The organism is Salmonella sp. SAL04196, from assembly GCF_046550835.1.
GTDB lineage: Bacteria > Pseudomonadota > Gammaproteobacteria > Enterobacterales > Enterobacteriaceae > Salmonella > Salmonella enterica.
Window position 1 is genome coordinate 354,487 of record NZ_JBGDXE010000004.1, and the last position, 21,368, is coordinate 375,854.

The 21,368-nt window shown below is 50.9% G+C and carries 23 protein-coding genes; 6 read left to right on the top strand and 17 right to left on the bottom strand.

The features are described from left to right. The first annotated feature begins 65 nt into the window (after positions 1–65). Together ACLJPE_RS16750 and ACLJPE_RS16755 are read left to right on the top strand one after the other, a co-directional pair. A complete protein-coding gene (locus tag ACLJPE_RS16750; protein ID WP_000824213.1) occupies positions 66–359 on the top strand; it encodes a YicS family protein in 294 nt (97 codons plus the stop codon). Between the two features lie 105 nt (positions 360–464). Further along, positions 465–1,847: a glycoside hydrolase family 1 protein gene (locus ACLJPE_RS16755; RefSeq protein ID WP_023230917.1), complete on the top strand. Its 1,383-nt coding sequence runs from the start codon at positions 465–467 to the stop codon at positions 1,845–1,847. Positions 1,848–1,906: 59 nt separating this feature from the next. Here ACLJPE_RS16755 and nepI read toward each other — a convergent pair whose 3' ends face one another. Further along, positions 1,907–3,100 carry a purine ribonucleoside efflux pump NepI gene (nepI, locus tag ACLJPE_RS16760; RefSeq protein WP_001004800.1) on the bottom strand — a complete coding sequence of 398 codons (1,194 nt, stop codon included), beginning with the start codon at positions 3,098–3,100 and terminating at the stop codon, positions 1,907–1,909. Positions 3,101–3,315: 215 nt separating this feature from the next. Between nepI and ACLJPE_RS16765 the strand changes: the two genes are divergently transcribed. From ACLJPE_RS16765 to ACLJPE_RS16775, 3 genes are all read left to right on the top strand, one after another. Then, positions 3,316–3,675 carry a type II toxin-antitoxin system RelE/ParE family toxin gene (locus ACLJPE_RS16765; RefSeq protein WP_017442035.1) on the top strand — a complete coding sequence of 120 codons (360 nt, stop codon included), beginning with the start codon at positions 3,316–3,318 and terminating at the stop codon, positions 3,673–3,675. Next, positions 3,659–3,982, top strand: a complete 324-nt coding sequence (locus ACLJPE_RS16770; protein ID WP_021000920.1) for a helix-turn-helix domain-containing protein — start codon at positions 3,659–3,661, stop codon at positions 3,980–3,982. The genes ACLJPE_RS16765 and ACLJPE_RS16770 overlap by 17 nt, the downstream gene beginning before the upstream one ends. Before the next feature lie 184 nt (positions 3,983–4,166). Continuing rightward, positions 4,167–4,946: an LEM-3-like GIY-YIG domain-containing protein gene (locus ACLJPE_RS16775; RefSeq protein ID WP_000353909.1), complete on the top strand. Its 780-nt coding sequence runs from the start codon at positions 4,167–4,169 to the stop codon at positions 4,944–4,946. A 27-nt stretch (positions 4,947–4,973) separates the two neighbouring features. Here ACLJPE_RS16775 and ACLJPE_RS16780 read toward each other — a convergent pair whose 3' ends face one another. The 16 genes from ACLJPE_RS16780 to rbsK all read right to left on the bottom strand — a co-directional run bounded on the left by ACLJPE_RS16780 (position 4,974) and on the right by rbsK (position 20,258). Beyond that, a complete protein-coding gene (locus tag ACLJPE_RS16780; RefSeq protein WP_000343619.1) occupies positions 4,974–5,135 on the bottom strand; it encodes a hypothetical protein in 162 nt (53 codons plus the stop codon). 161 nt (positions 5,136–5,296) lie between these two features. Continuing rightward, positions 5,297–5,566: an HPr family phosphocarrier protein gene (locus ACLJPE_RS16785; RefSeq protein ID WP_000621109.1), complete on the bottom strand. Its 270-nt coding sequence runs from the start codon at positions 5,564–5,566 to the stop codon at positions 5,297–5,299. Between the two features lie 9 nt (positions 5,567–5,575). Further along, positions 5,576–6,436, bottom strand: a complete 861-nt coding sequence (locus ACLJPE_RS16790) for a class II aldolase (protein ID WP_001131797.1) — start codon at positions 6,434–6,436, stop codon at positions 5,576–5,578. A gap of 62 nt (positions 6,437–6,498) precedes the next feature. After that, a complete protein-coding gene (locus tag ACLJPE_RS16795) occupies positions 6,499–7,983 on the bottom strand; it encodes an FGGY-family carbohydrate kinase (RefSeq protein ID WP_023230916.1) in 1,485 nt (494 codons plus the stop codon). Next, positions 7,976–9,334, bottom strand: coding sequence for a PTS galactitol transporter subunit IIC (locus tag ACLJPE_RS16800; protein ID WP_000997827.1), 1,359 nt, complete (start codon positions 9,332–9,334; stop codon positions 7,976–7,978). The genes ACLJPE_RS16795 and ACLJPE_RS16800 overlap by 8 nt, the downstream gene beginning before the upstream one ends. Before the next feature lie 76 nt (positions 9,335–9,410). After that, complete coding sequence (locus tag ACLJPE_RS16805; protein WP_000041396.1) at positions 9,411–9,698, bottom strand: PTS sugar transporter subunit IIB; 288 nt, start codon at positions 9,696–9,698, stop codon at positions 9,411–9,413. Then, positions 9,695–10,168, bottom strand: coding sequence for a PTS sugar transporter subunit IIA (locus tag ACLJPE_RS16810; RefSeq protein ID WP_001152237.1), 474 nt, complete (start codon positions 10,166–10,168; stop codon positions 9,695–9,697). Before ACLJPE_RS16810 ends, ACLJPE_RS16805 begins: the two co-directional genes overlap by 4 nt. Before the next feature lie 17 nt (positions 10,169–10,185). After that, entirely contained in the window at positions 10,186–10,929 is a 744-nt protein-coding gene (locus ACLJPE_RS16815; protein WP_000854956.1) for a GntR family transcriptional regulator, read from the bottom strand. A gap of 352 nt (positions 10,930–11,281) precedes the next feature. After that, a complete protein-coding gene (locus ACLJPE_RS16820; protein ID WP_001519640.1) occupies positions 11,282–11,734 on the bottom strand; it encodes a DUF1198 domain-containing protein in 453 nt (150 codons plus the stop codon). A gap of 192 nt (positions 11,735–11,926) precedes the next feature. Continuing rightward, on the bottom strand, positions 11,927–13,318 hold the full coding sequence (gene uhpT / locus ACLJPE_RS16825; protein WP_000879181.1) for a hexose-6-phosphate:phosphate antiporter: 1,392 nt from the start codon (positions 13,316–13,318) through the stop codon (positions 11,927–11,929). A 142-nt stretch (positions 13,319–13,460) separates the two neighbouring features. Further along, complete coding sequence (locus tag ACLJPE_RS16830) at positions 13,461–14,789, bottom strand: MFS transporter (protein ID WP_000948174.1); 1,329 nt, start codon at positions 14,787–14,789, stop codon at positions 13,461–13,463. Positions 14,790–14,798: 9 nt separating this feature from the next. Continuing rightward, entirely contained in the window at positions 14,799–16,301 is a 1,503-nt protein-coding gene (uhpB, locus tag ACLJPE_RS16835) for a signal transduction histidine-protein kinase/phosphatase UhpB (protein WP_001091263.1), read from the bottom strand. Then, positions 16,301–16,891, bottom strand: a complete 591-nt coding sequence (gene uhpA / locus ACLJPE_RS16840) for a transcriptional regulator UhpA (protein WP_000633672.1) — start codon at positions 16,889–16,891, stop codon at positions 16,301–16,303. Before uhpA ends, uhpB begins: the two co-directional genes overlap by 1 nt. Before the next feature lie 74 nt (positions 16,892–16,965). Beyond that, positions 16,966–17,979 (bottom strand): aldose 1-epimerase family protein, encoded by a 1,014-nt coding sequence (locus ACLJPE_RS16845; RefSeq protein WP_000213214.1) that lies wholly within the window; start codon positions 17,977–17,979, stop codon positions 16,966–16,968. Positions 17,980–17,990: 11 nt separating this feature from the next. Further along, positions 17,991–19,307 carry an L-fucose:H+ symporter permease gene (gene fucP / locus ACLJPE_RS16850; protein WP_000998359.1) on the bottom strand — a complete coding sequence of 439 codons (1,317 nt, stop codon included), beginning with the start codon at positions 19,305–19,307 and terminating at the stop codon, positions 17,991–17,993. A 30-nt stretch (positions 19,308–19,337) separates the two neighbouring features. Further along, positions 19,338–20,258, bottom strand: coding sequence for a ribokinase (gene rbsK, locus ACLJPE_RS16855; RefSeq protein ID WP_000350272.1), 921 nt, complete (start codon positions 20,256–20,258; stop codon positions 19,338–19,340). Between the two features lie 323 nt (positions 20,259–20,581). Here rbsK and ACLJPE_RS16860 point away from each other — a divergent pair, with 323 nt between their 5' ends. Next, positions 20,582–21,367, top strand: a complete 786-nt coding sequence (locus ACLJPE_RS16860) for a DeoR family transcriptional regulator (protein WP_000448638.1) — start codon at positions 20,582–20,584, stop codon at positions 21,365–21,367. Position 21,368 lies beyond the last annotated feature (1 nt).

The window sequence follows — 21,368 nt, forward strand, 5'->3', positions numbered from 1 at the left end:
ATGAGTGAACGTCGCACGGTCTACACTTACTCTTGAAAAAGTGCAAACCGATAAGGATACCGTTTATGAAACGAAAAACGCTTCTGCTTATTGCCGCGCTTGTCGCGCTACCGGGCGTCACGTATGCCGACTCTCCGTTTAGCTCACTCCAGTCGGCGCATGAAAAAACCACGATTTTAAAGGATTTGCGCAAAATGTGTACGCCCAAAGGCGCGCTAACCGATGAAGCCTGGGAGAAAAAAATCATGGCGAGCGAGGGGAACCAGCAGCATATTCGGGAGGCGATGATCGCGATAGAGCGCAACAATCAGCATAACTACTGGCAGGCTCTCGGCAAGGTGGAATGCCCGGAGATGTAGCACACCTTTTCCGTTTTTTGGTCGCGAAAATGCGGACTGTAACCGGTTTCTGTTCGCCAAAACCGCGTATTCTGGAGCGAATTTACGCGATCAAGGAGCACGACAATGCGATACCGTTTTCCCGATAACTTCTGGTGGGGCAGCGCCTGCTCAGCGTTGCAAACCGAAGGGGATAGTCTGAATGGCGGTAAAAGCCAGACCACGTGGGATGTGTGGTTCGAGCGCCAGCCGGGTCGTTTTCATCAGGGCGTCGGTCCAGCAGAAACCTCAACGTTCTATCGCCACTGGAAGCAAGACATCGCGCTACTGAAACAGTTAAAACATAACAGTTTTCGCACCTCGCTAAGCTGGGCGCGGCTCATTCCAGACGGCGTAGGCGAGGTGAATCCACAAGCGGTGAGCTTCTACAATCACGTCATCGACGAGCTACTGGCGCAGGGCATCACGCCGTTTATTACGCTGTTCCATTTTGATATGCCGATGGTCATGCAGGAGAAAGGCGGCTGGGAAAATCGCGACGTCGTAGAGGCGTTTGGTCGGTACGCGCAAACGTGTTTTACCTTGTTTGGCGACCGCGTGAAGCACTGGTTTACCTTTAATGAGCCGATTGTGCCGGTGGAAGGCGGCTATTTGTACGACTTCCACTATCCCAATGTGGTGGATTTTAAACGTGCAGCCACCGTGGCGTACCATACCGTGCTGGCGCACTCGACCGCCGTGCGCGCCTGGCGCGCCGGGCGCTACGACGGTGAAATCGGCGTAGTGCTGAATCTGACGCCGTCCTACCCACGCTCGCAGCATCCCGCCGATGTGCAAGCCGCGCATCATGCGGATCTGTTATTCAACCGCAGTTTTCTTGACCCGGTATTAAAGGGAGAATACCCGGCGGAGCTGGTGGCGCTGCTGAAAACCTATGACCAGTTGCCTGCCTGTCAGCCAGGTGACCGTCAGCTTATTGCCGACGGCAAAATCGATTTACTGGGGATTAACTATTATCAGCCGCGCCGCGTGAAATGCCGTGATACGGCGGTGAATCCGCAAGCGCCATTTATGCCGGGGTGGTTATTTGACTATTACGACATGCCGGGGCGCAAGATGAACCCTTACCGCGGCTGGGAAATTTACGCGCCCGGAATTTACGACATCATCACCAACCTACGGGATAATTACGGCAATCCGCGCTGTTTTATCTCCGAAAACGGGATGGGCGTTGAGAACGAGCAGCGTTTTGCGCAAGCGGGACAGATTCACGATGATTACCGGATTGACTTTATTTCTGAGCATCTTAAATGGCTGCATAAAGGCATTAGCGAGGGCTGTCACTGTCTTGGCTACCACATGTGGACCTTTATCGATAACTGGTCATGGCTGAACGGCTATAAAAATCGCTATGGTTTTGTACAACTGGATTTAGCCACCCAAACGCGCACGGTGAAAAAAAGCGGAGAATGGTTTGCCGCTACCGCAGAGCATAACGGTTTTGATTAAGCGTTTATTATTGCCGGATAACGACTAACGTCGTATCCGGCCTACAAATGGCAGAAATATCAACTCATTGGCGTAATACGGACTTTCGCCGCCACGACTAACGCCGTCAACAGCATCAGTCCGCCGGAAAGCGCCAGCGGCGAAAGGAGCCCGAAATTGTCGAGCGCATAACCGCCCACCGCCGCGCCACAGGTATTTGCCAGTTGAATCACCGCGACCTGGATGGAACCGGCTTTTTCCGCCTGATCGGCAAGGGAACGAGTGATCCACGTTGACCATCCCACCGGCACCAGCGCAAACGCCAGTCCCCAGATAATCGCTATGACCGCCGCCACGGTTTTGTCGCTTCCCCACACAATGAGCGTCAGCGCGCTCAGCGCCAGTAGCAGCGGCGCACCGGCCAGCGCCAGTTTTACCGAACGTTTCAGGACATAAGATGAGAAAGAAGTGCCAACGAAGCTGGCAATACCAAAGCTTAGCAACACCAGAGTCAGACCATCAACGTCAAAGCCCGCCAGATTCATATAGACCGGGCGAATATAGGTAAAGAAAGCGAACTGCCCGGCAAAAGACATAAAGATGGCGATCATCCCGGCCATCACGCCAGGGCGTTGCAACAGGCTAAACATATTCTGTTTCTGGTGAGAAGGTTCGCCCGGCAGCGACGGCAGTGATTTCACCACCCAGATGACGCACAGTACGCCCATCACCGCAGCGGCGTTAAAGACATTACGCCAGCCAATAATACCGCCCAAAAAACTGCCCAGCGGCGCGGCGATCACTAACGCGATGGAAACCGCGCCAAAAATCACCGACAGCGCTTTCGGCACGGTACGCGCGGGAACCAGTCGCATGGTCAGCGACGCCGACATCGCCCAGAATCCGCCCAGCGCCAACCCAAGACAGGCGCGGCCCAGCAATAGCAGCGTAAAGCTGTTGGCAAAGGAGACCATCAGACAAGAAGCCGTCAGCAAAACGGCGAACAGAATAACGATATAACGCCTGTCGGTCGCCTGAATAATCTGGGTAATGAACAGGCTGGAAAACATCGCGACAAATGCCGTAACGGTGACCGACTGACCGGCGACGCCCTCGGAGATCCCCAGATCCTGCGCCATCGGCGTCAACAGACTAACGGGCAAAAACTCAACGGTAATCAGGCAGGCGACACAAAACGCTACGGCAAAAACGGCTGACCAGTTAGGCCTGGCAACCCCATCAGCGCGGAATTTTTCTGCGATATTTTCATTCATTGTGGTTACCTGCGTCGTTTTAGTGCGGAAAATCCACGCAGTGTAACATTACAAAATGTGATCTGATTAACGTTTTAGCAACTGACATTGTTGCGCTGCATTTTGCGAGGCTGGTCGAGCGTTGAGAATTATCTTCTCTCGTTGCGTGCAAAACCAAAAGGTAAGACATAGTGTATCACTTGGTGCTATACTTTAGATTACAGGATGTCAACCTGATGCGAATCTTCAAAACCAGGTGGTTTAACAGAGAAGCGAAGTCCCACACGATAAAAGATGACGAGTTAAGCGAGGCCATCAACGCCGTACTGCAAGGAAAAGCAGATAATCTTGGCGGCGGAGTTTATAAAAAACGTCTCAATCAAAATCGCGATCGCGCAATCGTGTTGGCAAAGGGAGGCGAGCATTGGTTTTACACCTTCCTGTATGCCAAACAGGATATGGCCAACATTAGCTATCGCGAACTCGCGGGTTTCCGTGAGTTAGCAAAACACTATGCTTGCCTGACCGAAGATCAGATAACGGCACTCATTAATAACAAAGAACTGGTAGAGGTGCGCTATGTCAGCAAAAACTAAATTCAAAAGCCCTGCCTTTGAAGCGATTCATAGCGCGGCATCTGGATTATTTAGCGTGGATGCCATTCCCCAGGAGACAATGCGCAGTTTTGACACGGCCTGCTTAAGCAGCATCAAAGATCTGCAGCCACTTGAAATAAAAGCGTTACGAGAAGAACTCAACGTTAGCCAGCCGGTTTTCGCTCGGTACCTGAATACCAGCGTATCAACGGTTCAAAAGTGGGAAAGCGGCGCCAAGCGTCCCAGCGGGATATCACTGAAACTACTTAATGTTGTCCAAAAACACGGGCTAAAGGTGCTGGTATGAGAGTTTTACCGATGGTCTGTTAAGGCTAAGTCGGATGTCTGGGGTTGGGCAAAGTAAAAATGTCCGCTAAGCGCCAACAGCAGACGCTGCTCACTTTATCAATCATCGGGAAAGATTAATGAGTACTATAAGTTGTTAATCGACAGTATCATGGTTTTATGAATCAATTGATAGGCGTTATGACATGGATATTAATGAGTTTCCACCGGGAGTAATGGAACACCTTGGCTGGTATGTGTATCGATTAATTGATCCCAGGGACGGAAGTACCTTCTACGTGGGGAAGGGAAAAGGCAATCGTGTATTTGCTCATATGCGCGGTGAGGTCGCAGCAGTGGATGATGATGAGTTACTTAGTAACAAGCTCAAGCAACTTCGAGAGATAAGATTAGCTGGTCTTGAGGTCATTCATGTTATTCACCGACACGGTATAGCTGATGAAAAGACCGCTTACGAGGTTGAAGCCGCCCTTATAGACGCCTACCCCGGTTTAACTAATATCATGAACGGTGCTGGCAGTAATGAATATGGCGCTGCACACATCAAAGAGTTAATCGCCACGTACCAACCTGAAACAATTGTATTCCAACATAAAGCCCTGATGATCTCTGTTAACAGAAGTTCAAAAGATGTGGACCTTTATGATGCCGTACGTTTTAGCTGGCGGGTCAGCGTTGAGCGTGCCCGTAAGGCTGAAGTTATATTGGCTACAGTGAAGGGAATCGTAAGGGGTGTATATGTCGCTGATGAGTGGCTCAAATCTACCCGTGAGAATTTCCCAGAGATATCCTCATGGGATGAAGACGAGGAGTTTGAAGCTACTCAAAATTCCCGCTTTGGATTTCGAGGAAAAGTAGCGCCACCTGCGATAGCACAGCTTTATCTCGGTAAAAAGATTCCAGAGGATCTTAGAAAGAAAGGTGCGATGTCACCTGTGAGATATTCTCCTGGTTTCGATTCCTAAAGAGTCTGTCAGTAATTCTGTATAACTTTAAAGGTGATCGCTCAGGTGGTCACCTAACTTGAGAATAAAACGACTCACCGCCAGTTTTGGATCGGCATACTCCATTTTTTCGAACGTAGCAACAATTTCGCGCGGGGTCATCCCTTTAGTCAGTTCCGCCGCAAGGGCTTTGAGTTTCTTTTCGTCCATAATTTGCCTGTCCCGTTGTTGAAATGAGCACTTCAACAACGGGTAATTAAACAAATTTAATAACAGTCTCAGACGGGATTGTTTTCCGGGTGGAGACGATTCATACGATAATGAGTGCAGGAAGCCTCTACAACTTCCTGCGCCGTTTGACGGGAATTGCACTATACTGACTCACCAAAGCCATCAGCAAATGCAGATTTTAATTCATCCATAAAAGCCAGTTCATCCTGTCCATCACAAATTAAATCAATCATTGTGTTTCCCTTTACGCCAGCCCCCAAAATACTCATCATTCCTTTAATGGGAATTTCTTTGTCATTATTAACTAGCGTTAATGAAGACTGGTATTTTTTGACAATTTTCGCAAGCGTAGCGGCTGGCCGCGCATGAAGCCCCGTACTGTTCATAACGCGTACTGTTTGTCTAATCATATATTTTCCTTAAGAGACTTTGCGAAATGCTGAGTGATGTTTATTCATCATCTTAATTTTAGAATAAACATCATCCTCAACTGCCTGTTTTGCGTTCGCCATGACACGCGCCAGATTAGCCTCGTTGTTATTATTTACCCAAGCCTTACCAACAGTAGTAATAAAGGCTTTGCGCAAATCACTCGCAATATTCACTTTGGCTACTTTGTAATTAACAAAGCTGCGAAGAATATCCGCGTCAATACCAGAACCTCCATGAATAACCAAAGGTACCGGACTGACAGACGCGATGCGTTGTAATAGCGGGATATCAATGCGTGGGATATCTTCAAGACCATGTACATTACCAATTGACACTGCCAGCATGTCGCACCCTGTCTCCTCAACAAAGCGCTGAACCTTCTCAGGTTCAGTTTTGCAGTCAGCCTCGCTGACATGATCATCTTCCTTACCCAGAATAGCGCCTAATTCCGCTTCGACGGGAACACCAAATGATTTACAGAAATCGACGGCTTCTCGGGTAAATGCAATATTTTCTTCGAACGGTAGCGCCGCGCCATCAATCATTACTGAGGTAAATCCGGCCCGGACAGCCTGCTTAACATCTTCCAGAGTTTTCCCATGATCCAGATGCAGGCTGACAGGAATATCCATTTTATCGGCATGTCGCTTAACTATTTCATAAATGTAATCGTAACCTGAAAGCTGTGCATTAGTAGGAGCAATTTGAATAAAATTGGGCAATCCGGAACGTTCTATTGCATTAAGAATGGAAATTGTTGTCTCCAGGTTCGTTGTATTAAATGCACCCGCAAGGACATGTTTTTCCTGAATACAATTGAGCAGGATCCTACCATTGACTAAAGGCATATTAACTCCAGATATTTATGTGAGCAGTGTAAGTAAATTATCGAACTATTGAGTTATCACAGTTATTCACCAATAAGCGCCCCTTCTTGCCGCAGTTTAAATTGATAAAATGACAGCCATTGCTGCTGATATATTTTCAACTTTGCAGAACGAACCGCGTCAGGAAAATATCGCTCAGCCACAGGAACAGTCGGGGGGACAACATTCGGACAGGCTATCAACAATGCTCCAAGGGAGACGGTTTCATCAAAAGCAATGGCCTCAATTGGACACTGGAGGATGTCAGCCTTCAACTGGAGCCAGTATGGGTTTTTCACCGCAGGGCCAATGACTTTTACTGTCCTGCCCGCCGGGATATTAAAGCACCCGTGACAGTGTGCAAACTCCATCACCAGGCCGATAAAGACACTCTCAAGCAGAGACTCCGGAGGAAGTGAATCCGTCAGACCAAAAAGCAGGCCACGGGTGTGCCGATTTTTATTTGGCGAACCCGAGCCCCGCAAATGAGGAATAAATACCGGCACATGCTCGACAGACCAGGAAGGTTTGAGGTATTGCTCCATGGCTTTTTCCAGGCCTGTGCTTATTTCCTTATCAGTTAAACGAAAGGTTTTTTTCACCCATTCAAGCGCATAACCGCCGACAGGCAGAGAAGCGAAAAGCGTGAAAAATTCACCATCGGAGTAACAACCATTTGCCAGCTTATCCCTGCGAGCCTGCACATCAAGCGTTGGTTGTGTATTCAGCAGTAAAATACCCTCTGTCGTGCCAGTAGAATTCAGCACATCGCCCGGTTGCAGCTGTAATGCGCGGGCACCGACCATATGATCGTGCCCGGCCAGGGTAACTTTTACCTCATGAGAGAAGCCCAATTCCTCTCTAAGCGTTGCCGTCACCCATCCGGCCACTTCACCTGGCTTTATCAACGGAGCCAGTACACCGAACGGTATGCCGAGAATCCCGGCAGCATTACGAGACCAGGTACGGCGAGCAATGTCCAGACACAACGTTCTACTGGCCAGGGATATTTCCGTCTTTTTCGCACCTGTCATTCGCCACAACAACACTTCTGGTGCATGTAACCAGCAGATATCTTTTCTTTCATGCAAGGAGTAGTTATCAAGCAACCATCTCATTTTAAATGCTGAGTAATTACTGTGAGGTGGCAATCCCGTTATAGAATACAGTTCTTCAGCCTCTGCCTTGCTTAATGACGAGAGATAAGATTCACCACGTCGATCATACCAGGCCAGCATCGGGGTAAGAATGACGCCCTCCTTATCCACAAAGACACCAGACTCACCGAAACTCGCAATACTGATATTTTTTACCGGAAACGGTACTGAAGCCACCAGTTCAGCCATTACCAGTCGCAGTGCCTGCCACAGCGCTTCGACATCGAAATCTACCTCGCCTTTGTCCGACGATATTATTGGCGTCGGAAACTTGCGGACTTCCAGAACTGACACGTCATGACAGGAATAACAGCTGACTTTGCAGTTAGTTGTGCCAATGTCAATGACAAGCGCTGCGTGGTAATCAGGCATAGACCGTTCCTTTTGTCAGGCGAAAAACACCATAAATAATCAGCGCAAGCACAGGAATCAGCCCGATAGCAATAATATTTCCGTTGAATATTTCAAGCAGCCAGAAACGGAAGGGGTTACCGCCATCAAGGAAGCTTGATACCTGACCACTTGACCCCTCAGCCATTTTGAAATTGACATCCTTAGCCATACTGGTAATAAATGGCGCAATTTTGGTCGCAATCCACAAGTCGGCGACAATAACAGGAATTGCGGTTATCACAGCCCGGAAAATATTGCCACGACATGCCAGTACAATCATGGAAGCCATGACTGCCAGGTTCGCAAGGTCTCCGAGTGGCAGGACTTTATTGCCAGGAAGAAGGAATGCAATAAAGACAGAGATGGGTGTCAGAATCAGTGCTGTAGATATAATGGCTGGGTTACCTACTGCTACCGCGATATCCAGTCCGATAAAGAGATCATCACGGCCAGGATATTTGGCATTCAAATATTTCTTAATGGCTTCAGACAGAGGTAATAAACCTTCCATCAAAATTCGTACCATACGCGGAAGAATGAACATGACACCGCCAATGCTGATCCCCAGCAATAGGATATGTTTAAAGTCATACCCGGCAATGATGCCCAACAAGACCCCCAGAATAGTACCCACCATCATAGGCTCACCGAAGATTCCCATTTTTTTCTGAACGTTTTCCGGATCAATATGAATACGGTTAACGCCAGGGATTTTGTCGATAATTTTGTCGAACAGCAATCCAATCGGAAAGAAGACGACAGATGACAGGGTCGGAAGTGAAATACCTTCCAGACCGAAGTACTTTGCCACTAATGGCGCAGACCAGTCCGCCAGTTTGAGAACCACGATCGCGGCAATAGCGGCTGCGGACAGACCCAAAACAAAACTCCCTGTGCTGTAGTAAACCAGCGTTCCAGCCAGGGCAAAGTGCCAGTAGTTCCACATGTCGACATCAACAGTACGTGTCTTATTCAGAGCCAGCATGGCGACATTAATCAGCATCGTCAGCGGAATGACAAAGGGTGCGATTGGTGAGCCCCAGGTAATTGCGGCCAACGGTGGCCAGCCTAAATCGACCACAGGCAGACTAATACCAGTTCGCTCAACCATTGCCTGTGCAGCCGGGCCTACGTTGCTGGTAAGTATGTCAAAGATGGCATAAATTCCGACAAACCCTATTCCGACAATTAACGATGAGCGAAGTGCTTTAGCGGGTTTTACTTTGAAGAACAATGCCAGGAAAAAAAGGACCAGCGGCAATAAAACCGTTGGGCCAAATCCCAGGACATATTGCACAACGGTATAGAGAGTATGTGCTATATCATTCATATCCGACCTCTTATTCAGATGTGACCAGACCTCGCGTTAGCGCCTGGATAATTTATCTGTTTTTTTATTTATGAAATCAGGCTTGGCCTTTAAGGATTGAAACTATTTTTTCAAGAACTTTATCTTCACCTACTCCGGTAATGATTGGCAGGCCACTAACAACCGGAATATCCAGTTCATAAGGAACTTTCGTTGTTGATACAACCAAAGCTGCACCATCGGTATTGTTTGGCAATGAGGCTACATTAGTTTGTGAATAATTAACATCAAGTCCATTGTCTTTACAATATTCCATTACTTTTTCTGCCACAGCCGTGGAAGTAGCAACACCCGTTGCGCAAACAAATAGTATCATTTTACTCATACTTCACCTCTTTCAGATATGCGTGTGTAAATTGACTGATAAATTTCATCATCATTCATGACCAGTAACTGCTGCATAAAATCCTCATCCTGGATCACATCCATAATCCAACCCAGTACGTTGAGCTGCTTATTGCTTTCACCTAAAGCAAGCATAAACACCACCCTGACAGGTACGGGATCTGGTTCCCCGCCCATATCTTCGAAATTGACGGGTTCTGCCAGTATTCCAACGCTAATGGCGTTTTGGCGAACATACCTGTGATCAGTATGTGGAATAGCGACACCTACAGGCTCAACCGGTAGACCCGTTGGAAAATTCTGTTCTCGCGTAATGACGTGATCGGCAAAATCAGATACAACCATACCATCGTTAATTAACGGACTGGCAAGAGCCTTGATTATGTCATTCTGACTCACCTCTTTAGGGAGGTGGCGAACATAATGACGGCGAAAATGAATATCCTGCATAGATTCCTCTTTGCTAGTTAGGCATCCAGGCGCTGTAAAATAGTGCCAAGATAATATTTATTACCTTTTAACCAGACGTTACCAAAATCAATGGCCAATCCTCTAGAGAAAAATACCAACTGTTCCAAATGCAAAACAGGTGCGTCTTCACCAATATCAAGATAATGGCCTCGCTCATTACCAATTAATTTGGCTGCGTAACGGCTTTCAGAAAAACTTATTTTCTTATCGGATAATCTTTCTATTGCTGAAAATAAATTCTCCCTGGTAAAATCTACATCAATAATACCGGGGCAGAGATCAATGTTGATACGATTTTCAATCAACATGACTTTTTCATCGCCAATACAACGAAGGCGTTTAAGAAATAAAACATCTTGTCCCGGTTTGATACTCAGTTTTTCTGCTACAAAGCGGTTAGCGGGTTCCAGTCGGGAGGTTATGACGCTGGTTGTGAAGTTTATCTTCTGGCTGGCTAAGGCTTCAGCAAAGGAGAGCAAACCTTCACCCAGTGGGTAAGCAACATTTTCCTTCTTTACGAAAGTTCCTTTACCCTGCACTTGCACAAGAACACCTTCCCGGACAAGTTGGTCAACCGCTTTTTTAACGGTACCGCGACTCACCTCCAGCATATCCATGATTTGAAACTCTGAAGGTATCCGGTCATCCTCAACTAATTCTCCGCTATAAATACTTTCCCTTATCCACTCCACAACCTGTTGATACAGTGGGATGTGTGAACTTTTACTCAATGTTTTCATGGGGCGCGCCTAAACATTTAGAGTTGTCTATAGACAATCATGTACAACTTCGAGTTTATGATAAGAAATTTTGAGACAGGAGGTATGGCAAGGAGTCACAGTTTTAGTGTTCAAAACGAGATCACATTTCCGTGATATATGTCACGGAAATGATGAGCTATAAGTCTCTGATGTTTTGGCGTCGTTAGCGGTTATTCGGTGCGTTACTTCTGTGGTTCACCCTTAGCAAATACGCTGGCGGCTACGCTTTATTTAGCTAACGATGAATCGCGCCATCTGGCCGTTAATCGTGGCTCGCCGCCCCTGCCAGCCTCATTCATCTCGTCTTTTGTTAACGAGATAGTGAAGAGTATCAATGCAGCCAGTGGACACCCTCTTCCGGCTGAAAAAAGGCGTTATAGCGCAGTTGAAACGCGTTGATCTCCTGCATATCGGGTTCCATTTCGCGCAAAAAACCCAGCGCCAGCCGTACCTGTGTATCGGTGATCGGCGCGGCTAAACGCGCTTTTTGCAGCAACCGATGCCACCGCTGCAAATTCTGATCGCCGCCATCGACAATCACCATTTGCCAGATCAGTAACACCTGAGCGGCATTTTGCAAATGCGACTCATCAGGGCGATGCAGATACTGTAAAAACTCACCGCCCGCCGTTTTACCCATCTGATCAATCATCGATTCTATCGGCACTACATCAATATTCAGACGTTCGCTCAGGCGGCGAATCGCCCGGCGGGTATCCGATGTCAGCACCCGAAAACCCACAATAAACACCACCACAAACGTGGCCAGAATCAACCAAATCATGCGCACATCCGTCACCAAACAGGATGCCCATCATAACGGTAAATTTATAACTGTCGACGTTCTGGCCTGTCAGGATGTGATTTATTAACGCCTGTCTTCATTTACGCAAGACGCCGGATATCCTGTCTGACGAACGCAAGGCATAAAAAAGCCCGGCGTTAAGCCGGGCAAAACGTTACCAAATGCACACATTTAAGCGATATTGACTTGCTGAATTTTTTTCTCACGGCGGATTTTGCGCTCTTCCATCACGGCGACCATCGCCATCAGGCAGATACAGCCGATCGCGGCGGCGTCCAGCGCGGCGAAGGTGCCCGCCCAGCCGGTCAGACCAAAAACGGGGGTGCCGTCGGCAATCATGCCCAGACCCAGCTTGGCAAAGCTATCGCCGATAAGATAAGCGAAGGTTCCCTTGATACCGTCCGCAGCGCCGATAGCTTTTTTCGGTACGAAACCGACTGCCGCCACGCCAATTAACAGCTGCGGCCCAAACACCAGGAAACCGAGCGCGAACAGCGAGGCCAGATAGACATACTGGTTGCTGGCGTGCTGGTAGACGCCGAGGGTGGCGATGATTAACGCCAGCGCCACACAGGCTACCAGCGCACGACGACCGTTCGCCAGGTCAGAGAGCCAGCCCCACAGCAACGTGCCGACCAGCGCGCCCACTTCGAACAGGGTAAAGCCCTGAATCGCCACCTCTTTAGAAAGTTTCAGTTCCTGGAAGGCGTAGACGGTTGACCACTGGTCGATACCAATACGCACCACATACAGGAAGATATTGGAGAAGCACAGCAGCCAGATCACTTTGTTTTTCAATACATATTCAACAAAGATCTGCCACTTGGTCATTTCGTTTTCTTCAGTCTCTTTATCCTCTTCGCTGATCTCTTCGCCGAACAGTTCTTCAGCTTTACCCAGACCGTAAGACTCCGGGGAGTCGCTGCCAAAACGCAGACCGATAAAGCCAACAATCAGCGCGATAATCGACGGGAAGATAAACATGCCGATGACGTGACCGTCGAACAGGTAGTTGGCGCCGAACAGCGCCACGCCTGCCGCGCCCGCGCCGCCGAGGTTGTGGGAGATATTCCAGAAGCCGAGAAAGGTGCCGCGTTTACGACGCGGAGTCCATTTGGTGATGGTCGAGTAGCTGCACGATCCGCCGGTACTCTGGAAGAAACCGCTCAGGGCATAGAAAGCGATCATCAGAAACAGACTGGTTGACCCCGCGCCCATACTGGCGCTGAAGCCGAGCATACAGATAGCGGAGAGGATCAACATAAACGGTAGAAACTGCTTGGTATTTTTACCGTCAGCGTAGTAGGAAACCAGCGTTTTCCCCACGCCGTAGGTGATCGAAAAGCCCAGGCCAATCATCCCCAGCTCGGTCATGCTCAACCCGTAGGTAGAGATCATGTCGTTCTGCGCGATGTTAAAGTTTTTGCGGATCAGGTACATGGTCAGGTAGCCGATAAAAACCACCAGATAGGACTGCATGAACGGCTTGAACCACATTTTACGCCGCACATCGAGCGGCAGATCCAGGGTCGGCTTGCGCACCTGGTTTAAGAAGGCCAGCATGGATTACTCCTGAGCTAATTTTTATACCTGCGAATGGCAGGCATTGTAAAAATCCACAGGAAAAGTGGCCTGCGACAGCGTCCAGGCAAAACCGGGAAAATTTCTTAGTTTTGCCCCATTCAGCGCAAAAAGGTGAGGTGCGTCACGCTTCGCTGGTCTCGCGTGGGGCCTGGGCGTTCAGAAATGGCAGCAGCAATAGCGCGGAGATCCCCGCCGCGATGGCGATGACCGCAAAAAAACCGGTCCAGTGCCAGATCTCCAGCACTTTCGCTAACGGCCAGCCGGAAAGCGACGCGCCGAGATAGGCGAACAGGCCGACAAAGCCGGTGGCCGCGCCCGCCGCCTCTTTATGCGAGCACTCCGCCGCCGCCATGCCAATGAGCATCTGCGGGCCGAAAACAAAGAAACCGGTGGTGAAGAAACAGGCCGCCTGCATCACGTAACTGGCGAACGGCATCAGCCACAGCGAACCCACAGAGAGCAGAATCCCGGCGGCGAAGATTAAATTCATCGGTCCGCGGTTGCCGTTGAAGAGTTTGTCCGAGCCCCAGCCCGCCACCAGCGCGCCGATAAATCCCCCCAGCTCAAACATCGATACTGCCGTGTTGGCCGTGACCAAATCTACGCCCAGCGTCTCGGACATATACAGGTTGCCCCAGTCATTGATCGCCGCGCGCACCACGTACACTAAGACGTAACACAGCGAAAGCAGCCAGATATAGGGATTCAACAGCACATATTTAGCGAGGATTTCTTTGCGGCTTAGCCCCGCGCCCTCTTGCTGTTGGGCTACCTCCAGCGCATCGTGCCGCCAGTCGCCTACCGGCGGTAAACCAATCGCCTGCGGACGGTCGCGCAGCCGCCAGCAGAGGACCATGCCCACCCCGATGGCAAGCAATCCGGCCACCATCATTCCGACGCGCCAGCCATAATGCAGGGCGACAGCGGCCATGACGAGAGGGATCAGCGCCCCGCCGACATTATGCGCGGTGTTCCATAACGCCCACCAGCCGCCGCGTTCGGTACGCGAGTACCAGGCGGTCAGCAAACGGGCGCAAACCGGCGATCCAAACCCCTGGAAAAAGGCATTCAACGCCCATAGCAGAGCAAAGGCCCACAGCGAGGTCGAGAAGCCGAACAGAATATTCACTACGCCGGTCGCAATCAGCCCGATGCCCATAAAATAGCGAGCGTTGGAGCGATCGCTAACGATGCCGGAAACAAATTTCGACACCCCGTAGGTGATGTAAAACAGCGTCGCCAGCAGGCCGATATCGCTGCGGGTCAGAATGCCGCTGGCAAGGATTTCCGGCGCGGCGGCGTTAAAGCTTTTACGGGTGAAATAGAACAGCGCATAACCCAACCAAATGGTGATCAGGATGTGCCGCCGCCAGTAGCGATAGCGGGCGTCAACCTCGTGCTTATCGGTGATGAGCGGCGCGTTGGCCGGGGCTTTTAAAAACGAAAGCATTATCCTTCCTTAAACGTAACGCTGGGGCAACGAGACGCTCACCCGCGTACCGTGGGTACAAGAGATGGTTAGCGTCCCGCCGAGCGCCGACACGCGTTCGCGCATTCCGGTCAGGCCGAAGCCCTGCTGCTGAGAGCCCGGCGGCAGGCCGCTGCCGTCATCCTCAATCACCAACATCAGCCGCTCATCCTGCTGCCAGCCCTGGAGCGTCACCGCGCTGGCATTGGCATGTTTTACGATGTTATTCAGCCCTTCCTGACAGACGCGAAACAGCGTCACGCGCTGACTTTCACTCAGCGCCGTTTCGTCAATTCGCCAGTCGAGGTGACTGACAATACCGCGGCTTTCCAGCTCCATTTCGCGCAGCAGCGAACGGATGGCCTGCGCCAGCGTTAAGTCGTCTAGCTGGCGCGGGCGCAAGCGCCCCAGCAGGCGACGCACGGCGTCATACACGCCCAGCGAAAGCTGCTCGATAAGTTGCCCGCTCTGCTTCACGCCGCCGTTATCCGCCGCCAGTCGTTGCACAATGCCCGCCTGGGTTCGAATCGCGGTGATGGTCTGCCCGATGTCATCGTGCAGCTCACGCGCAACATCGCGCCGCACGCTCTCTTCGGTCTCCAGAAGACGCTCCGCCAGCCGATGGTTGCGCGCCAGCTCCTTTTGCAACGACTGGTTCAGCTCGCGCAGACGCTGAATGCCAGCGCCAAGCAGTAGCCCGGTCAGGCTTTGCACCAACAGCGAAAGTAATAAATCGACGGGATGATCGTGCCAGGTCTGGCTGGCGATCAGCGCGATAGCATTCATCAGCGTGGCAATGAGCGCGCCCTGCCAGCCATAATGCCAGGCGAGCGCGATAATCGGCAATGCCAGGCAGAACGGCGTGAAGCGCGAAAGTTCAGCAGGTAAACCCAGTTGCAGCCACAGACTGACGATAAACAGCAGCAGATACCAGATCAGATGCCGCCCGCGCCAGTTTACCGGCTGCGATACCAGCGATGGTCCCAGCGGCAGCCAGGTAGTGCTGGTGAGATAGTGCCAGAAAACCAGGCAGATGGGGGCCAGCGTCAGACCACCCGTGAGGGTCAGCAGTAGCGCGTTCCATGCCGCTTCCCCCTGCCCCAACCAGGGCAGGGATTGCAGTAGCGCCGCGGCGGTGAGGGCCGCGCCCTGAAGCAATAACGTGCGCCAGTCGCGCTGATGGCGGTAACGCGAAGTCAGCGCCACGGGCAGTAGCGTCAACACACTACCGATCATCAAAAGCGGCAGATGGGCCAGCGCAACTTCCTGCGCTAACCAGTACACCAGCAGCCACTCCGCGCCCAGCAATACTGGCCAGTATCCGCGCGGACATTGCAGCATAAGTCCCAGGCGCAGGCCGAAGGGAAAGAGCAGCGCCGCCAGCTCCGGGCGCTCTACCAGATGCAGGCTGATGCTCCACAGGCAGAACCACGCGGCGGAGAAAATAAAAAAACAGGCAACAACGGTGATTAAACGGGAAAAAAAGGTGTTCATTACCAACCGTCAAACATGCGATGCGCCAGTTCAACGTCATTGCTGACGCCTAATTTTTCCAGCAGATTCGCGCGATGGACATGCACCGTTTTTGGCGACAGCCCCAGCTCGGCGGCAATCTCTTTTACCGCCATACCCTGGGCGAGTTTTTCCGCCACCTGACGCTCGCGTTTGGTCAGCGGATCTTGCCGACCCGCCGCCAGTTTCACGGCAATATCGGGGGTCAAATAGCAGCCGCCCGTCGCCACCGTATGCACCGCGGCGATCAGTTCATCCGGACTACAGCGTTTAGAGAGGAAACCGCGCGCGCCGGCGTTCAACGCCTGTTCCACCAGCGCCGGGCTATCGTGAACCGAGAGCATGATCGTCGCCATCCCTTTTGGCAGTTGGCTTAGCAGCTCCAGTCCGGAAATATCCGGCATCGAGATATCGCAGATACACACCTGTACGCCGCGCCCCGGTAAGCCTGCCAACGCTTCGCGCCCGGAACCAAATTCGGCGACCACCTGCAAATCAGGTTCCAGCCCCAGTAGCTGTGCAAAGCCGGAGCGGACGATAAGGTGGTCGTCGATAAGGGCAACGGTGATCATGGGTTCTGTCCTGATGGATAAAAAAAACGCGCTTACCTTAACGATAAGCGCGCGGCTGTTCAAGCCTTGAGCGGTCAGACAATGCCTGTCGTGACGGTGAACGTCCGGGTTTGCTGCGGTTCCAGTTGAAGCAAGGTTCCATTTCGCTGCGCCGCGAGAAAACCTTCAGGCCGACAGGTCGCGGGCAGGGCAAAGGCGGCAACCTGCTGATCGCCGTTATAAAGAATCCAGCGGGTCACGTAATTCAGCTCCGCGCTGGCGAAACGTGTCACGAACGTGGTGCCATCCGGGGCGATCATACTGAATTCCGGGGTATCCGTGTACCTGTCCAGTTCATCGGCGAAGAACACGATTTCCGGGTCGTAAAAGCCAGGCTCGTTGAGCGTTGCCAGCGAGGCTTCACCCTGCAAAAGTCGTTGATTAAACGCCAGCCACTGCGCCGTGGGTTTGACATGCGCCGGCACCGACTCGCGTAGCTTCAGCGCGGTATCCGGGATATTCTGGCGGAGCGTGGCGTTCGGCACATAGGCATAGTTCATGTGGCACATGTACTGTAGCGGCATGGCGACTGAAGCCAGGTTAGTCACTGTCATCTGAATATCAAACAGCGCGCTTGCTTTACGCATTACCACCGTAGGTTGCGCCTGATAATGATGACCGAACCCCATCACATACTCGTAGCGCCCGGTCACGCGCAGACTGTCGCCCTCTAACTCCAGCCAGGCGTCGTCCATGGCAGCGCAGGGCATCTCGCCGTGCAGCGGATGTGTATCTTCCGGCGACGGGCAGCCATTCGCCAATAGTCCGGAATGGAAAGCAAAGCAACCATACGTTGCCACCACTTCCGCAGCCGGCTTCGGCTGGCGGAACATGTTGCGCATAGTCAGATCATGACCGTCAAACTGCGCGTCCCAAATCATCTGCCCCATCCAGGGCAGAATCACCAGATGACCGCGGCTGTTTTGTATTTTCAGTCCTTCCACGCCGCTGGCGTAACGAAACGCCGTAACCGTAAAATCGTCATTTTCCAGCAAGATACGCGGCTGCTCGCTAAAAAGCTCCCGCCATAATGTAATACGTGTTGTCATGGTTGATCTCCTCAGGACGCGGCGACTTCAGCCAAGTTGCCGCGCACTTTGCTTTCGCGCCAGAAGTAAACGCCAACGTAAACAAAGCACAGCATGGAAACCAGGAATGAGAGCTGTAGCGAGTGGAACATGTCCGCCACATAACCCTGAATCGCAGGAACCACCGCCGCGCCGACAATCGCCATCACGATGACCGCCCCCGCCATTTCGGTATGTTCGTTATCGACGGTATCGAGCGTTCCGGCATAAATGGTCGCCCAGCAGGGGCCAAACAGAACACTGACCAGCACCGCCACGTATACCGCGCTAAAGCTGGGCGCCAGCGCCACGTAGGCCAGGAACAGCGCGCCGATCACAGAGTAAAGGATCAGGACTTTTTCCGGGTTAAAGCGCGTCATCAGAATGTTGGCGATAAACTTGCCGATAAAAAAGCAGGCGAAGCTGTAGACCATAAAGGTTGAGGCATCGCGCTCATTGATATCGCCTAATTCCAGCGCCAGACGGATAGTGAACGACCAGACCGCCACCTGCATTCCCACATACAGGAACTGCGCCACAATACCGCGACGGAAACGGGCGTTGCTGGCGAGATAGCGTAACGTATCCAGCGCCGAAGGACGTTTATGACTCGCGGTTTGCGCGACTTTACAGGTCGGGAAACGCGTCAGCAGGAACAGTACCATCACCACTACCAGAACCATAATCATGTACTTATAGGGTTCCAGAGTGTTTTCCAGCATCAGCACCTTGAAGTTGTGGACTTGCTCGGCATTCATGCCCGCCATCTGTTTTTCCAGGCTTTCCCCTTCGGAAAAGACCAGATATTTACCCAATAAAATGCCTGCCGCCGCGCCGATCGGATAAAAGGTCTGGCTGATATTCAGCCGCAGCGTGGCGTAGGCTTTCGGCCCGATCATCGAACTGTAGGTATTCGCCGCCGTTTCCAGGAAACTCAGGCCAATCGCAATGGCGAAAATCGCCGCGAGGAACATGGTGTAGGTCGCCATGTGCGACGCCGGGAAAAAGAGCGTACAGCCGACAATGTATAGCGTCAGGCCGATAAGTATCGCCACTTTATAACTGGTTTTTTTAATGACCAGCGAGGCCGGAATAGCAATTAAAAAATAACCGCCATAAAAGGCGCTTTGTACTAATGCCGAAGCAAAGTTGCTCAGCGAAAATACACTTTTAAATTGCGTAATCAGAATATCATTTAACGCGGCTGCGCATCCCCATAATGGGAATAAACAGGATAACAAAATAAACTGGAACAGAGGTGTCTTATTCAGATACCCGTCGGGCATCTGAACGATGTTTTTATCGTTCATAGTGCTACCTTTAACAGTGCAGGGTGATTGTTATTCGTTCAACGAAAGATACTCATTAAATTGCTCAATGCTTGGATAAGAGGATTGGGTGCCTTTCCCGGTGACGCTGAAAGCGGCAAAGAGGACGGCTTTTTTCATGGCGGCTTCCACATCCCCGCTCTGGACATAGTAATGCGCGAAACAGCCGATAAAGGCATCGCCCGCGCCGCTGGTATCGACAGCGTTCACTCTAAACGCCGGAACATGGACTTCCTGGTCACGCGTCATCCACAGCGCGCCTTTCTCACCCATGGTGACAATAATATTGTTCAGCCCTTTATCTACCAGCGAACGTGCCGCTGCGCGAATATGGTCATAGGTATCCACTGGCATACCGGTTAATATTTCCAGCTCGGTTTCATTGGGTACAAAGAAATCGCATTTACAGGCATAAGACATATCTAATTCCCGTAATGCTGGCGCAGGGTTTAATAACACTTCAATCCCGTGTTTCTTGCCAAATTCTATTGCGTGATAAACCGTTTCCAGCTGAACTTCCAGTTGCAGAACAATAAGCTGGCATTTTTTTAAATCTTCCGCCGCGCGATCGATATCTTCCGGCGAGAGAAACTTGTTAGCGCCTTTGATGATCAGAATGCTGTTGCTGGAGTTGGCGTTGACGAAAATCGGCGCTACGCCGCTGCTGGTACACGGTACTTTTTCTACATACGTCGTATTGATCCCCCAGGATTCGAGATTACGAATGGTGTTGTCGGCAAAAATATCGTCGCCCACTTTGGTCAACATCAATACTTTTGAATTGAGCTTAGCGGCCGCCACGGCCTGGTTCGCCCCTTTTCCGCCGCAGCCGATTTTAAACGCCGGCGCTTCCAGAGTTTCCCCTTCTTTGGGCATCTGGTTGGTGTAGGTGATAAGGTCCACCATGTTAGAGCCAATAACCGCGATATCCATTTTACTCCCTCTCAGAAATCGTCACACGACAATGATATTAAAATAACATTATCATGTTACTTCCGTATCATTTGTGACTATGATCGCGATTAGAGGATCATTTTGCCATTTACTGCGTGAACAATCCCTGGCGGGACATACGCGCATCAAATCATTTTAGGGTTACAATTTACTGAAAATTAACTATTTATTGTTTTAAAACGCGAATAAACCCACTTTTATTTCCTGACAGCCAGACGTATAGTAGTGCCACACTGCAATGTTCTCAGAAACACATAAATGTTACTGATGGAACATAACAACATGATTTGCGGAGAGGGTGAATGGAGACCAAGCAAAAAGAACGTATCCGACGCTTGATGGAGTTACTGAAAAAGACCGATCGAATCCATCTGAAAGACGCCGCGCGGATGCTGGAAGTTTCGGTGATGACCATTCGCCGCGATCTCAGCCAGGATGATGACCCTTTACCGCTGACGCTGCTCGGCGGCTATATCGTCATGGTAAATAAGCCTGCGTCTTCAACCAATATGCCGCTGCCGGCGAAAAAGACGCATCATCGGGACGACCTTCCCGTTGCGATCCTGGCCGCCGGCCTGGTGCGTGAAAACGATCTGGTTTTTTTTGATAACGGTCCGGAAATGCCATTAGTTATCAGCATGATACCGGATGATATTACCTTTACCGGGATTTGCTACTCGCATCGGGTATTTATCGCGCTGAATGAAAAGCCTAATGCCACGGCGATTCTGTGCGGCGGCACCTATCGGGCCAAGAGCGATGCCTTTTATGATGCCAATAATCCTTCGGCGCTGGATTCGCTCAATCCGCGCAAAGTGTTTATTTCCGCCAGCGGCGTACATGAACATTTTGGCGTGAGCTGGTTTAACCCGGATGATCTTGCCGCCAAACGTAAAGCGATGGAGCGCGGTCTGCGCAAAATTTTGCTGGCGCGTCACGCCCTGTTTGATGAGGTCGCGCCTGCCAGCATTGGTCCGCTTTCTGCCTTTGATGTCCTGATTAGCGATCGCCCATTACCGACAGATTATGCCGTTCACTGTCGGAATGGTTCCGTCAAAGTCATCACGCCTGATTCGGAAAGTGAATAAC

Coding starts and splice junctions, on each gene's coding strand:
- ACLJPE_RS16750 (WP_000824213.1), top strand. CDS start 66: ATGAAACGAAAAACGCTTCTGCTTATTGCCGCGCTTGTCGCGCTACCG.
- ACLJPE_RS16755 (WP_023230917.1), top strand. CDS start 465: ATGCGATACCGTTTTCCCGATAACTTCTGGTGGGGCAGCGCCTGCTCA.
- nepI (WP_001004800.1), bottom strand. CDS start 3,100: ATGAATGAAAATATCGCAGAAAAATTCCGCGCTGATGGGGTTGCCAGG.
- ACLJPE_RS16765 (WP_017442035.1), top strand. CDS start 3,316: ATGCGAATCTTCAAAACCAGGTGGTTTAACAGAGAAGCGAAGTCCCAC.
- ACLJPE_RS16770 (WP_021000920.1), top strand. CDS start 3,659: ATGTCAGCAAAAACTAAATTCAAAAGCCCTGCCTTTGAAGCGATTCAT.
- ACLJPE_RS16775 (WP_000353909.1), top strand. CDS start 4,167: ATGGATATTAATGAGTTTCCACCGGGAGTAATGGAACACCTTGGCTGG.
- ACLJPE_RS16780 (WP_000343619.1), bottom strand. CDS start 5,135: ATGGACGAAAAGAAACTCAAAGCCCTTGCGGCGGAACTGACTAAAGGG.
- ACLJPE_RS16785 (WP_000621109.1), bottom strand. CDS start 5,566: ATGATTAGACAAACAGTACGCGTTATGAACAGTACGGGGCTTCATGCG.
- ACLJPE_RS16790 (WP_001131797.1), bottom strand. CDS start 6,436: ATGCCTTTAGTCAATGGTAGGATCCTGCTCAATTGTATTCAGGAAAAA.
- ACLJPE_RS16795 (WP_023230916.1), bottom strand. CDS start 7,983: ATGCCTGATTACCACGCAGCGCTTGTCATTGACATTGGCACAACTAAC.
- ACLJPE_RS16800 (WP_000997827.1), bottom strand. CDS start 9,334: ATGAATGATATAGCACATACTCTCTATACCGTTGTGCAATATGTCCTG.
- ACLJPE_RS16805 (WP_000041396.1), bottom strand. CDS start 9,698: ATGAGTAAAATGATACTATTTGTTTGCGCAACGGGTGTTGCTACTTCC.
- ACLJPE_RS16810 (WP_001152237.1), bottom strand. CDS start 10,168: ATGCAGGATATTCATTTTCGCCGTCATTATGTTCGCCACCTCCCTAAA.
- ACLJPE_RS16815 (WP_000854956.1), bottom strand. CDS start 10,929: ATGAAAACATTGAGTAAAAGTTCACACATCCCACTGTATCAACAGGTT.
- ACLJPE_RS16820 (WP_001519640.1), bottom strand. CDS start 11,734: ATGATTTGGTTGATTCTGGCCACGTTTGTGGTGGTGTTTATTGTGGGT.
- uhpT (WP_000879181.1), bottom strand. CDS start 13,318: ATGCTGGCCTTCTTAAACCAGGTGCGCAAGCCGACCCTGGATCTGCCG.
- ACLJPE_RS16830 (WP_000948174.1), bottom strand. CDS start 14,789: ATGCTTTCGTTTTTAAAAGCCCCGGCCAACGCGCCGCTCATCACCGAT.
- uhpB (WP_001091263.1), bottom strand. CDS start 16,301: ATGAACACCTTTTTTTCCCGTTTAATCACCGTTGTTGCCTGTTTTTTT.
- uhpA (WP_000633672.1), bottom strand. CDS start 16,891: ATGATCACCGTTGCCCTTATCGACGACCACCTTATCGTCCGCTCCGGC.
- ACLJPE_RS16845 (WP_000213214.1), bottom strand. CDS start 17,979: ATGACAACACGTATTACATTATGGCGGGAGCTTTTTAGCGAGCAGCCG.
- fucP (WP_000998359.1), bottom strand. CDS start 19,307: ATGAACGATAAAAACATCGTTCAGATGCCCGACGGGTATCTGAATAAG.
- rbsK (WP_000350272.1), bottom strand. CDS start 20,258: ATGGATATCGCGGTTATTGGCTCTAACATGGTGGACCTTATCACCTAC.
- ACLJPE_RS16860 (WP_000448638.1), top strand. CDS start 20,582: ATGGAGACCAAGCAAAAAGAACGTATCCGACGCTTGATGGAGTTACTG.